The sequence below is a fragment of the Treponema putidum genome, from assembly GCF_000755145.1.
Lineage (GTDB): Bacteria > Spirochaetota > Spirochaetia > Treponematales > Treponemataceae > Treponema_B > Treponema_B putidum.
In genome coordinates this window covers 1,791,364-1,803,472 of sequence record NZ_CP009228.1, presented here as the reverse complement: position 1 = coordinate 1,803,472, position 12,109 = coordinate 1,791,364, and the positions used below count along the sequence as shown (strand labels likewise).

Annotated in this window: 15 protein-coding genes and 1 pseudogene; 8 read left to right on the top strand and 8 right to left on the bottom strand. The window is 35.3% G+C overall.

Annotated features, from left to right (window positions below; genetic code table 11):
* Window positions 1-3: 3 nt before the first annotated feature.
* From JO40_RS08135 to JO40_RS08100, 8 genes are read right to left on the bottom strand one after another with little or no spacing between them, the layout of a single operon-like run.
* A complete protein-coding gene (locus JO40_RS08135) occupies window positions 4-633 on the bottom strand; it encodes a dihydroxyacetone kinase subunit L (protein WP_044978903.1) in 630 nt (209 codons plus the stop codon).
* 9 nt (window positions 634-642) lie between these two features.
* On the bottom strand, window positions 643-1,650 hold the full coding sequence (locus JO40_RS08130; RefSeq protein WP_044978902.1) for a dihydroxyacetone kinase subunit DhaK: 1,008 nt from the start codon (window positions 1,648-1,650) through the stop codon (window positions 643-645).
* A 9-nt stretch (window positions 1,651-1,659) separates the two neighbouring features.
* A complete protein-coding gene (locus JO40_RS08125; protein ID WP_044978901.1) occupies window positions 1,660-2,817 on the bottom strand; it encodes an ABC transporter substrate-binding protein in 1,158 nt (385 codons plus the stop codon).
* The gene (locus JO40_RS08120; protein WP_044978900.1) at window positions 2,814-3,323 is read right to left on the bottom strand and encodes an L-2-amino-thiazoline-4-carboxylic acid hydrolase; all 510 of its coding nucleotides are present in this window, start codon (window positions 3,321-3,323) and stop codon (window positions 2,814-2,816) included. The genes JO40_RS08125 and JO40_RS08120 overlap by 4 nt, the downstream gene beginning before the upstream one ends.
* Complete coding sequence (locus tag JO40_RS08115; RefSeq protein ID WP_044978899.1) at window positions 3,323-4,030, bottom strand: ABC transporter ATP-binding protein; 708 nt, start codon at window positions 4,028-4,030, stop codon at window positions 3,323-3,325. The genes JO40_RS08120 and JO40_RS08115 overlap by 1 nt, the downstream gene beginning before the upstream one ends.
* On the bottom strand, window positions 4,030-4,800 hold the full coding sequence (locus JO40_RS08110; RefSeq protein WP_044978898.1) for an ABC transporter ATP-binding protein: 771 nt from the start codon (window positions 4,798-4,800) through the stop codon (window positions 4,030-4,032). The genes JO40_RS08115 and JO40_RS08110 overlap by 1 nt, the downstream gene beginning before the upstream one ends.
* A complete protein-coding gene (locus JO40_RS08105) occupies window positions 4,781-5,800 on the bottom strand; it encodes a branched-chain amino acid ABC transporter permease (RefSeq protein ID WP_044978897.1) in 1,020 nt (339 codons plus the stop codon). The genes JO40_RS08110 and JO40_RS08105 overlap by 20 nt, the downstream gene beginning before the upstream one ends.
* A 9-nt stretch (window positions 5,801-5,809) precedes the next feature.
* Entirely contained in the window at window positions 5,810-6,709 is a 900-nt protein-coding gene (locus JO40_RS08100; protein ID WP_044978896.1) for a branched-chain amino acid ABC transporter permease, read from the bottom strand.
* A 285-nt stretch (window positions 6,710-6,994) separates the two neighbouring features.
* On the opposite strand from JO40_RS08100, the gene JO40_RS08095 reads away from it, so the two are divergent.
* The 8 genes and pseudogenes from JO40_RS08095 (at window position 6,995) to cbiT (ending at window position 12,066) form a co-directional block, all read left to right on the top strand.
* Window positions 6,995-7,624, top strand: a complete 630-nt coding sequence (locus JO40_RS08095; RefSeq protein WP_245608804.1) for a GntR family transcriptional regulator — start codon at window positions 6,995-6,997, stop codon at window positions 7,622-7,624.
* A gap of 4 nt (window positions 7,625-7,628) precedes the next feature.
* Window positions 7,629-8,090 carry a YbaK/EbsC family protein gene (locus JO40_RS08090; RefSeq protein WP_044978894.1) on the top strand — a complete coding sequence of 154 codons (462 nt, stop codon included), beginning with the start codon at window positions 7,629-7,631 and terminating at the stop codon, window positions 8,088-8,090.
* A 71-nt stretch (window positions 8,091-8,161) separates the two neighbouring features.
* Window positions 8,162-8,299 (top strand): CD1871A family CXXC motif-containing protein, encoded by a 138-nt coding sequence (locus tag JO40_RS14065; RefSeq protein ID WP_144242259.1) that lies wholly within the window; start codon window positions 8,162-8,164, stop codon window positions 8,297-8,299.
* A pseudogene (locus JO40_RS15240) lies at window positions 8,292-9,184 on the top strand (4Fe-4S binding protein). The gene JO40_RS14065 and the pseudogene JO40_RS15240 overlap by 8 nt, the downstream one beginning before the upstream one ends.
* Before the next feature lie 97 nt (window positions 9,185-9,281).
* Entirely contained in the window at window positions 9,282-10,142 is an 861-nt protein-coding gene (locus JO40_RS08080) for an Rpn family recombination-promoting nuclease/putative transposase (RefSeq protein WP_044978893.1), read from the top strand.
* Window positions 10,143-10,304: 162 nt separating this feature from the next.
* Window positions 10,305-10,913: a TlpA family protein disulfide reductase gene (locus JO40_RS08075; RefSeq protein ID WP_044978892.1), complete on the top strand. Its 609-nt coding sequence runs from the start codon at window positions 10,305-10,307 to the stop codon at window positions 10,911-10,913.
* Between the two features lie 3 nt (window positions 10,914-10,916).
* Window positions 10,917-11,516 (top strand): precorrin-6y C5,15-methyltransferase (decarboxylating) subunit CbiE, encoded by a 600-nt coding sequence (gene cbiE, locus JO40_RS08070; RefSeq protein ID WP_044978891.1) that lies wholly within the window; start codon window positions 10,917-10,919, stop codon window positions 11,514-11,516.
* Entirely contained in the window at window positions 11,503-12,066 is a 564-nt protein-coding gene (cbiT, locus tag JO40_RS08065; RefSeq protein ID WP_044978890.1) for a precorrin-6Y C5,15-methyltransferase (decarboxylating) subunit CbiT, read from the top strand. Before cbiE ends, cbiT begins: the two co-directional genes overlap by 14 nt.
* The last annotated feature ends 43 nt before the right edge of the window (window positions 12,067-12,109 follow it).

Sequence of the window (12,109 nt, the reverse complement as noted above, 5' to 3'; positions counted from 1 at the left end):
AAACTATTTATCTTCCAGATAATTATTTAAAGCCTTAAATAATAAATATCCCACATAAGAACCGCCATCAAGAATACCGATACTTTTTTCTGCATAGTAAGCGGCTCTGCCATGAACAGATTTCATGTTCCGTGTTGAGTCAGAACCTTCTTTTGCAATTTTTTCAGACTCTTTTATCAGTTCATCATCCGGAATTTTACCCAAATTTTCCCGAACGAATTTTTCAACGGGAACAAGTGTATCAACAATGGTTTTTTCTCCCGGCTTTGCACCTCCCTTATTCATAATCTCTTCATTAAATTTTGAAAAGCCGGATACAAGTTCTTCCCTAGTTAGCTCTTGTTTTCCTTTAAAAGTTCTTCCCATAGCCATTAGTCCGAATGACAATATGGTACCTAAACTTGAAGGAGCTTTTTCATTAAAAGCCATCGCAGCTTTGAGAATACCGAGGCCTATGTCTTTTCCACTGTCATCTTTAAATGCATTAACAGTCGCATTGAATCCGGCACTCATCGATATACCTAAATCACCGTCACCGTTTTGTTGATCAAGCTCAATAAGGTAATCTTTTTCGTTTTCCATAGTCTTTGCTATTTCAATTAATACATCTAAAATTATATCCTTTGTAATCATAGCCATATCCTATTTTTTATTTGAATTTGTATAGAAGGGCGTATTTGCATCACATAGAAGCAAGGCTTTTAATTCATCATCCAATTTCATAATTGTAATCGACAGTCCAGCCATTTCCATTGAAGTTGCAAATTCTCCTATGTGCGGGCTTATTACTTTTACACCAAGGCCGTTTAAAATATTAAATAGATCCCGATATACAATAAATAACTCTTCAAGAGGAGTAGCACCAAGACCGTTAATCATTACTGCAACTTCATCGTTTTTCGAAAAAGAAATTTCGGTTGCAATTTTATCAAAAATCATTTTTGCAACCTCGGCTGAAGTTTTTAGTTTTGAAACCTCTATACCTACTTCTCCGTGAATTCCCATTCCTATTTCCATTTCATCGTCTTCGATTGAAAAAGTCGGTTTGCCGACTTCAGGAACTATACATGGAGATAAAGCCACTCCCATCGTGCGTATGTTATCAAGAGCCTTTTCCGTAACTGAAACAAGTTTTTCAAGATCATAACCTCTTTGAGCTGCAGCTCCTGCAATTTTGTAAGCAAAAACCATTCCCGCAACTCCCCGGCGCTTATCCTTAGCATCAATCGGTGATGAGGCAATATCATCCATTACTCTTATTTCTTTGACCTGTATACCATCCATTTCAGCCATCGACATTGCCATTTCAAAATTAAGTTTATCTCCACCGTAATTTCCATACAGACATAATACACCTTTGCCGAAATTGCAGGCTTTAATCATCTCATACATTTTATTGGCTGAAGGAGAAGCAAAAACATTACCTACAGCACATCCGTCAAGCATTCCATCACCTACATAGCCTAGAAAGACAGGAAGATGGCCGCTGCCTCCCGCAGTAACAATACCGACCTTATTGTCCTTTTTTGTTTTATTAAGAATAACCCGCTTATCTCCATTTAGGGATGTTATTTTATCTGGATAGGCATATAAAATTCCTTCTACCGTTTCATCTACAAATTCTTCAGGTCTATTTAATATTTTTTTCATAGGAGCTCCTTAATCATCAATTCTGGTAAATTTACCGTTTTTAATAAACATAGGAACAAGAGATCTTACAGCATCACCTAATTCATTCATATCATAAGGTCCGGATAAGGCATTATATCCTTTCATATTAGCTAAGGTTTCTCTTACAACCACAGGGTCGTCACTGCCGGCCATATCTACCGCTGTTGCCAGCTGCTTAACGACATCATAAGTTTGCATTACAAAAGCATCACCCTGTTTTCCTGTTCTCTTTGTATACTCTCCAATTACACGTATAAATTCAGGCGTATTTATATCGGGAGAATATGCATTCATTATAAAAGAGCCTTCAACTATATCTCCGGCCAGGTCTATCAGTTCTTGTTTTAGTGTAGAACTTGAGAGAATCATTTGAACATTAAAATCCAAATTTTTTGCCTGCCTTACTATATTTGCAGAATCTTGATAATAGGCTACAGGAAAGAAAGCTTCAGGATTTGTTGTTTTTGCTTTAGATATCATCGGAGTAAAGTCGGATGTCTGATTAGGTATATAAGTTTGAAGATCGGTTATTTTTCCGCCAAGTTTTACAAATTCGTTGGTAAATATTTTTGCAATATTATTTCCCCAGTCATCATTTACATTAAGAATGGCGACGCTTTTAATTCCAAGCTTTTTATAAACATAGTCTGCATACTGTGTGGTCTCAATTTGTTGCGTAGGCGTATTTCTAAACATAAATTTACCCAATGATGAAAAATCCGCATGTGATGAAGTGGGCGAATAATTGATAATTTTTGCTTTCTCGTATATGGGAGCGGCAGCCATTGAAGGTGTAGAACCGAAGCCTCCTACTACGGCAAGATATTTTTTTTCTGCAACAATCTTATTTGCAATATTAACCGCTTCTTTTGCATCATTTTTATCATCATAAAAATCTACAATAATTTTCCTTCCGCCGAGAACTCCATTCCCTGCATCATTGATATCCTTTAAAGCAAGCTCCACAGCAATTTTTTCCGTATCACCGTATTGCTTTGCATCTCCGGTTAAAGGACCGTACCAAGCAAAATAGATAGGTTTATTTGCCTTGTCTTCAGTTGTTTTTGCTTCATCCTTTCCTGTACAAGAATTGAATATCAATATAACACTTAATAAACTTAAAATATATATCCTTATTTTTTTCATTTTTCCGTCTCCTTTATTTTTTCAAATAATAATTCACATACGCAGTGACCTTGTGCTATTGTTTTTCCAAGTGTAAATCTCAAATTAGGAAAACAATCGCCTATAGCCTTGTCGCCTTCCATTGTTATGTCGCATAACTCAGCAAGTTCATCATCACAGTAACCTTGTTTTGTCCACTCTTCAACATAAGGACAATAGTTAAAATGAATCAAAAACATATCTTCCGTTTTTTTTACGACTTCCATTTCATAAATATCAAAGTGTGGCTGTGAAGCAAAAACCTCAAGAAACTCATCAATAGTAAAATCTTTTTTTAAAGACTTTTTCATGTTTGCTGCAATATCTTGCCCATACTTATAGATTGCATCTCTTGCAAATTGTTTATCAAGCCCGCGTTCAGCTGCGCATTTTATCATATTACTGATAGTAGCAGCTCTTCTTTGACATATATTACGTTGTCCATCCAAAGCCGGACTGCTTTTCCGTTTTATATTTGTTATAACCACTATATGCCTCCTAAATATAATTTATGCACTTCTTCATTGTTTAATAATTCTTCACTTTTACCCTCCAATCTTATTTTTCCGGTTTCAAGTACATAGCCCCTATCGGAAATAGATAAAGCCATTTTTGCGTTTTGCTCGACTAATAAAACCGTAATCCCTTCATCCCGAATTTTCCTAATCATTTTAAATATTTCTTTAACAATTATAGGAGCAAGACCCAGTGAAGGCTCATCAAGAATCAATATCTTAGGTGATGCCATCAAAGCTCTTCCAATTGCAAGCATTTGCTGTTCACCCCCGGACAAAGTTCCTCCAGCTTGCCAACTACGTTCCTTCAAAATAGGAAACAGTTCAAAAACATTGTTTTTTCCTTTCTCTAATTCAGCTCTAGTTCTAAAATAACCTCCTAGCTCAAGATTTTCTATTACTGACATTCGAGGAAATATTTGTCGCCCCTCTGGTGACAAAGAGATCCCTTTCTTTACAAGTTCATACGACTCTAACTTTGTAACATCCTCACCATTGAATAAAACCGTACCGGATGCCGGTTTTATCAGCCCTGCTAAGCTGTTTAAAGTTGTACTTTTTCCGGCACCATTTGAACCTATTATAGTTACAATTTCACCTTGATTAATATTAAAATTAATTCCACGGATTGCTTTTATTTCTCCGTAACTGACATGTAAATCTTTAACTTCTAAAAGCACTAAACATCCTCCTCTCCAAGGTATGCATTAATAACGGCTTTATCCTTAACTATTTCTTCAGGAGAGTCTTCCGCTATTTTTAGCCCATGGTTTATAACATAAACACTGTCACTAAGAGTCATAACTAACTTCATATCATGTTCAATCAGCATTATAGCCATATCTTTTGATTTTAAACTTTGTATAAATTCAGTCAATTCTATTGTTTCTTGTTCATTCATACCTGCAGCAGGCTCATCAAGCATAAGGAGTTTAGGATTTGATGCCAAAGCCCGTGCAATCTCCAATTTACGCTGTAAACCATAGGGCAAAGAATCGGGCATTTCATACCTAAGATGAATCAGCCCTACTCTATCCAAAAGACTCAAAGCCTTGTTTTTATTCTTTTGTTCTTCAACTTTGTGTTTTTTAGTTTTAAATAAAGCAGAGAATATATCTTCATTTTCTCTGTTATGGCAGCCTACCATTACGTTATCCAATATTGTCATATTCTTAAATAAACGTATATTTTGGAATGTACGTACAATTCCTTTTTCATTTATTTTATGAGGTTTCAAATTCGTTATATCTTCACCGCAAAAATGAATACTTCCCAGTGTAGGTTTATATATACCTGATATTAAATTGAAAAGAGTAGTTTTCCCCGCTCCATTAGGGCCTATAATTCCTTGAATCTTTCCAAGATATACAGACATGTTTATATTATCAACAGCCGTAATACCGCCAAAGCGTTTGGTTACATCCGTTATTTTAAGAATTGGATTCGACATTTAAGTCCTCCTTTTCCATATTTGCTATAGACCGTATTCGTTCAAAATTTATCTTCCCCATAACACCTGAGGGCTTAAATATAACAATCAACACCAATATAAGGCCATATATAATTTGCCGGTAATCGGATAAAAATCTGAGGGCTTCAGGTAAAATCGTCAATGCCAGGGCTCCTAAAATACTTCCGGGTAAACTTCCTAATCCTCCAAATATTGCCATCGATAAAATTAAAATTGATTGTTCAAAGTTAAAAGCATTAGGATCAATGAAACTCATATAATGAGCGTAATAGGCCCCGGCCATACCCGCGATACCCGCCGAAATGGAAAATATAATAACGGTATATTTATATACATTTACTCCAATGGCTCCGGCAGCTAAATCGTCATCTTTTATTGCGCGTATGGCACGGCCATGTTTTGAGTTTAAAATTGAATTAATTATATATAAAGCAAATATTAAAAGAAAAAGTCCGATATAGTACTTAAATCTATATGAATCAAAATCCTTTCCAAAAATTACTATACCCGGTATCCTTGAAATTCCTTGAGGCCCCCTAGTAAGTTCCATCCAGTTAAGCTCAATCATTCTCATGATTTCAGAAAAACCTAAAGTTACAATTGCAAAATATCGGCCGCGTATGCGTAAAGTCGGTAGAGCCAGCATTGCCCCAAAAATAGCAGCAAATAAAGATGCGGCTACACATCCGACAATAAAATCAACTTGAAAACGGGTTCCCAGTATTGCAGCAACATAGGCCCCCAAACCGAAAAACGCAGCTTGTCCTAAAAGTGTAAACCCTACATAACCGGTAACCAAATTAAGAGATAAAGTCAATATTGAATATATAAAGAACATTATTGCTATGCCAAGATAGTAATTATTGTCAACAAAAATCGGGAAAGATATTGCTAGAATAGCGAGTATAATTAAAACAAATATCTGATTTTTAGCGATTTTTTTAATAATTTTATCTAGGATAATCGGATTTTTTTTCATACAACTCTCCTATACCTTATCTACGCTTTTTTTGCCCATTAAGCCTGATGGCCGAATAAGAAGAACCAATATCAATATCACGAACGCAACAATATCCCTATATCCTGAACTTATATAAGCGGCAAAAAGAGTTTCAAGCAAACCTATCAATAATCCTCCTATAGCCGCTCCCGGGAGAGAGCCCATTCCGCCAAGAACTGCTGCAGCAAATGACTTTAATCCTACAGATGCTCCCATTAAGGTATCTACTCTTTGATAATACATTGCAACCATCAAACCTGAAATACCAGCAACTGTAGTTCCTATAAAAAATGTAAGGGTTATAACTCTATTTATATTTATTCCCATAAGTCTTGCAGCAACTTGATTTTGAGAAATTGCCCGCATTGATTTTCCTAAGCGCGTACGCGTAACAATAAAAGTTAATACAAGCATTATAATTAAAGTCATAACCAAGATGAGAACCTGTATCCATTGAACCACAGTTCCGCCATAAATAGTAAATTTGCCCAGCTTTAATAAATCAGGAAAATATAAGGGAACTGTACCGAAAATTAAAAGAACGGAGTTATTGATTATAGTCTGAACGCCGACAGTGCTTATTAAAGATGAAATAGGAGCACCTTTTTTTATTCTTATAGGCTCCAAAGCAATTTTATCCATAAGAGCACCTAAAAAGGCTGTTATAATTATGGAAGTTAAAAATGTTATAATCAGAGCAATAGGAACCGATATATTCATAAAGAATTTTAACAAAATGAATTGGCCTATATATGCAGCCAGCATATAAAAAGAACTATGGGCAAAATTAGTCAGCTCCAACACACCGTACACCATATTAAAGCCTATTGTAACCAATGCATATGTACTTCCTATGACCAAACCATTAATTAATTGCTGCAATAACATCAGTACCTCCATTTAAATAATTTTTAATTACTGATATATCACTGATATATTTATATTGTAAATCAGAATTTTCCTGTTGTCAACAAAAAATACAAAAAAATATTTTTTTAATTTTATTTATTTTTTTTGATTATACCTCTTACAATTTATAACCTAAAATAATATAATGGAAACAATTGCACTAATACCATAAATTATGTTATACTGTCTGTATACATACTTTAAATTTATAAAACTTTAAGGAAAGAAGCTTGCATTATAAAATTTGCTATGACAACCGATAAATTGAAGACTAAAAAAAAATCCTTAAAGCAGGATGCTTATATAAAAATATACGACCTCGTAACTGACAATACAATCAAACCCGGAGATATAATAAATCTATCGGATCTGGAAAGGTATCTAAAAATAAGCAGAGCTCCAATAAGAGATGCTTTAATAGAACTTTGCAGCGAAAACGTTTTTAAGAGTATCCCCCGCTATGGATATGAACTAATAACGCTTAGACAAGAAGATTTGGTAGAAATGCTTAATTATCGACTAGTACTGGAATGCGGTTTTTTAGAAAAAAACTGGAAAGAAGTAGCTAACTGTGATCCTTCCATACTGGACAACTTACTGGAACATACAAGAAAACTAAGCAACACAAATGCAGTAAGTGAATGGCAAAACAATTCAGTATTTCATATAGGCTTATTCAAATTGCATAATAATTCTCATGCTTTACTCAGTTTAGAGCGTACAATGAAAAAAATGACCCGTTTTTTTATTCAAAATTATTGGGGTAAATGGGAAGAAATTCCAAAAAAAGCTTTTAGCTCACACCACGAAAGCATAATTTATGCTATAAAGGAGAATAACAAAGTAAAAGCCTTAAAACACTTGAACTCGGATATAGGAGGCTTTAAAAGGTAAAACCATGGGATTAAAAGAAGCACGCGAACATTTAAAACTATTTTCATTGGAAGACAGGATTATCGAATTCGATAAGTCAAGTGCAACTGTAGACCTTGCAGCTGCAGCACTTGGATGCAAACCCGAATTCATCGTAAAAACCTTAGCGTTTATGGTAAAAGAAACCCCTGTACTCGTTCTTCTTGCAGGATCAGCCCGTATAGATAATGCAAAATTCAGGCAAACATTTCACTGCAAAACAAAGATGATGAATGAAGAGCAGCTTTTCAACTTCATAGGCCATCCTGCAGGCGGAGTCTGTCCTTTCGGGCTTAAAACTCAAGTTTCCGTCTACATAGATGAATCCATACGGCCATTGGATTGGGTCTATCCAGCTGCAGGAACCGAAAATACTGCTGTCCGCATGAATGCTCAAGAACTGGAAAAGGCATCACAGGCGGTAAAATGGGTAAACGTGAGCAAATAATCTAAAATATTACTCCGATACGTGTATCTAAATGCTATATAAGTTGTATATATTAAGAAGCAGGAAAATAAATGAAAAAGAAAATAGCGGCAATACTTATTATTATCTTAGCATTAGGCTTTACTCTTATAGGAATACATCGAGGTGAAGTTGCTGTAGTCCTCAAAAAGGCCGTAAATATATGTATGGAGTGTATAGGAATTGGCTAAGCAAAACAAACAAAAAACACTGAATAAAAAACGTCATGCAATTCAAGCATTAGGAATGTTGGCATTAAATGGAAATCTTATAGGCTTTTTAAGGGGGCAAATCTATAAGGGCCCTATGAAAAAAGTCTGTATGCCTGTTTTAAACTGCTATTCATGCCCGGGAGCTTTGTTCGGATGTCCTATCGGCTCAATACAGGCAACCATTGGAAGCAAAAAATTTAATTTTGCTTTTTATGTAGTAGGCCTATTGTCGCTATTCGCAATAGCCGCAGGAAGATTTTTTTGCGGCTACCTTTGTCCCTTCGGACTTTTCCAAGACTTATTGGATAAGATTCCATTAAAAAAATTAAGGTTCCGCAAAAAGTAAACAAGGTTTTAAAAAACTTAAAATACTTTATCCTTGTATTTTTTGTCTTTGTTCTCCCCTTTGCCTTGCAGGACAAATACGGAATGAGCGATCCTTACTTTTGCAAATATATTTGCCCGTCAGGTATCCTATTCGGAGCAATTCCGCTTATATCCATAAACCGAGCTCTCACCTCCTCTTTAGGAGCCTTATTCGGCCTAAAATTTACGATTTTAACAATCATTACGATGCTTTCAATGATTTTTTATAGGCCATTTTGCCGCTATTTATGCCCCCTCGGTGCCTTTTTAGGAATGTTCAATCCTATAAGTCTGTACCGCTTAAAAATAAACGACAAGTGCATAAAATGCAGAAAATGCGAAAGAACCTGTAAGCTGGATATTCCGACATATAAGAAACCCAACAGCCCCGAATGTATAAGATGTGGGGAATGTATCAAGGCCTGTCCCGTAAAAGCCATAGAACACAGCTTTCTTTTTACGGAAAACAATAAACTGCAAGCTAAAGCCGAAAGATAATTTTTTTTAGAATGTATATGTTTAATAATCACAAATATGTCACAAATATTGAAAAACATCCTCTACTGTGGTATAATAAAACTATAAGGAGGTGCAAATGAGGAAAAGTTTTGATGATTTAACCATCGCGGACGATTATATGTTTTGCAAAATTATGCAAGATGAAGAAACATGCAAAACCTTCCTTGAAATGACTCTAGCCGATAAAATAGGTAAAATCACATATCTTTCATCTCAAAATGCAATAACTACAACCTCGGAAGCTAAGTCAATATGCCTTGATATTCTGGTAAAAGATGAAACCGGTAAATCCTATGATATTGAAATGCAGGCAGTAAATGAGCATAATCTCGCAAAAAGAATGCGTTACTATCAGGCGGCAATTGATGTTTTGTTTTTAGATAAAGGCGAACACTACAGCAATTTGAATGATAGCTACATAATCTTTCTATGTCTTTTCGATTCTATCGGAAAAGATATGCCCATTTATACCTTTGAAAATATCTGTCTTGAAGACAGGCAAACGCTCTTAAATGACGGCACAAAAAAGATTATAATAAATGCAAATGCCTTTACAAAGGCAAAAGATAAAAATTTAAGAGGCTTTTTAGAATATGTAAAAACCGGCAAAATTACAACAGAATTTACAGGGAGGATAGAAAAGATGATAGAAAAATTAAAAAACAATGAACAAGCGAGAAGCGAATACCGCTTTATTTCAGGTTTTGAAATGGATGCCCGTTATTATGGCAGACAAGAAGGAATTAAAGAAGGATTAGAAGAAGGAATAAAAGAAGGCAGGCTAGTAGGAATACAAGAAGGTATAGCCAAAGGTTTTGCTGATGGGGCTCACCAAAATAAACTTGAAACGGCAAAAAACTTGCTTGATATAGGTTTATCGGTAGAAAATATTATAAAAGCCACAGGCCTAAGCCGAGCAGAAATTGAAAATCTCTAATTCAGCTTCTAATCTTTAGAGTACAGGAATGTTTTTCGATTGGATAATTTCCGGTTGAGAAAATTTCTATAATCAATTTTCTCAATACCCTTGATTCTTAAATAATGACTAAGTATATTGATTTATAAATTTATAATTATTTTAAACTATAGGAGTTTACAAATGAAGAAGTTACATTTTTATGTACTAATCACAATCTTTGCAGGTATTTTTTTTGCTTCATGTTCAAAAACCGAAGCACAAGGAAATGCAGAAGCAGAAAAATCTTTAACTGCAAGTGAAGAGGCAGCCGAATCGGAATCGACAATTTTAAGCGGCAGCCAAAACCGTCTTACATTTTCAACAAAGGATATTGACGGAAACACGGTTACCAGTGAAATATTTAAAAAATACGATGTTACATTGGTAAATATCTGGGGCACATTTTGCGGTCCCTGCAAAATGGAATTACCCCATTTAGAAGCAGCTTACAAAGCCTATTCCGGTAAAAAAGTAAACGTTATCGCCATTACTGCCGATCTTCCTGAAAACGATGCCGAAACTCTGGCCTTGGCCAAAGAAATATGGAAGGATGCAGGCTGCTCCTTTAAGGCACTTGTAACCGTTGACAGCTTTTTGCCCATGTACGAGAAGATTGCAGGCTTTCCTACAAGTTTTATGGTAGACAAAAACGGAAAACTTATCCCCGGCACCCTTCACCTGGGAAGTTTAAACAAGGCAGGTTTTGAAAAACTTTTTGATACAGCCTTAAAAGCCGTAGGTTCAAAGTAAATTATGCCTTTAACAGTCGCCGGAGCAGGCCCCGGAAATATAGAACTTTTAACCCAAGAGGTTATACATATAATCAAAGAGGCGGATATAGTTGCAGGCTTTGAACGTATAGCTTCCGATGTTAAACCGATAAGGAATGACGTAAAAACTCTAAATGGAATCTCAGGAATTCTTGACCTTCCTATAGAGATAAAAAAAGTTTTAGTCCTTGCCTCCGGAGACCCCTGTTTTTTTGGAATTACCGAGTTTATCAAAAAGAAAAATATAAAAATAGAAAAAATAATAACAGGCATTTCTTCAATGCAGTATTTTATGAGTAAGCTTCAAAAACCATGGCAGTCTATACCCTTTTATTCCTTTCACGGAAGAGAAATAGACTTTTCAGAAATAAAGCATAAGGATAGCTTTTTTATTCTTACCGATAAGACAAACAATCCCGATACAATCTCGGCAAGGCTAAAAAAAGAAAGCTTTAAAGGAAGGCTTTTTGTAGGCTACAATCTTTCGTACCCTGATGAATCGATTGAAGAATATAATATAGGCGATAAAATAACGGTAAAATCTTTTTTAAATACGGTGTTGGTTCAAAATGAAAAATATTAAAGATTCGGAATTTATCAGAGGCGAAGTGCCTATGACCAAATTCAATGTACGGAGCCTGTCTATCGCTCATCTTCAAATAGAAAAAGGCGATAAGTTTTTAGATATTGGTGGAGGCACGGGTTCCGTTTCGATTGAGGCCGCCTTGCAGGGAGCGGAAGTTTCAACAGTTGAATTTGATAAAACGGCATACACTCTCATAAAAGAAAACGCAAAAAAATTCGGAGTAAAAATAAATCTTATTTTAGGGAGAGCACCCGAAGCTCTTTTATCGGCCGAATATAAGGACTTAAATTTCGACAAGTGCTTTATCGGCGGAAGCGGCGGCGGGTTAAAAACCATATTTGAGTATCTGGAAGAGCATTTAAAAAAAGGCGGAATAATTTGTGCTAATTTTATTCTTATAAAAAATTTAAACGAATTTTTAAAACTTCTTGAAAAATACGGATATACCGAGATTGAAGCCGATCTTATTCAAACCGCCTCAATGGGAAAGGCAGGCCTTTTTAAGGGTGAAAATCCTATTTACATTGTAAGGGCTTGTAAAAACTAAACTTTCAAAAACTAAATCGAAATTAAAAAATTCTCTCGCGTAA